This window comes from Vibrio sp. R-1, assembly GCF_035615595.1.
Taxonomy (GTDB): domain Bacteria; phylum Pseudomonadota; class Gammaproteobacteria; order Enterobacterales; family Vibrionaceae; genus Vibrio; species Vibrio cholerae.
Genome location: NZ_WPDC01000302.1, coordinates 1 through 500, shown reverse-complemented (window position 1 = coordinate 500; position 500 = coordinate 1). Strand labels below are relative to the sequence as shown.

The window sequence follows — 500 nt, the reverse complement described above, 5'->3', positions numbered from 1 at the left end:
GAGTATTCTCTACCTGACCACCTGTGTCGGTTTGGGGTACGATTTCTGGTAACCTGATGCTTAGAGGCTTTTCCTGGAAGCGTAGTATCAGCTACTTCAGCACCGTAGTGCTTCGTCATCACGCCTCAGTGTTAATGAAAGACCGGATTTGCCTAGTCTCTCCACCTTCACGCTTAAACCGGGACAACCGTCGCCCGGATAGCCTAACTTTCTCCGTCCCCCCTTCGCAGTTACCACAAGTACGGGAATATTAACCCGTTTCCCATCGACTACGCTTTTCAGCCTCGCCTTAGGGGTCGACTCACCCTGCTCCGATTAACGTTGAACAGGAACCCTTGGTCTTCCGGCGAGCGGGCTTTTCACCCGCTTTATCGTTACTTATGTCAGCATTCGCACTTCTGATACGTCCAGCATACCTCACAGTACACCTTCAACCGCTTACAGAACGCTCCCCTACCCAATAACACCTAAGTGTCATTGCCGCAGCTTCGGTGCATGGT

General features: G+C 51.8%; 1 rRNA gene. It reads right to left on the bottom strand.

The window, feature by feature from the left end:
• A 23S ribosomal RNA gene (locus tag GOU96_RS18235) occupies positions 1–500 on the bottom strand; the annotation flags it as partial.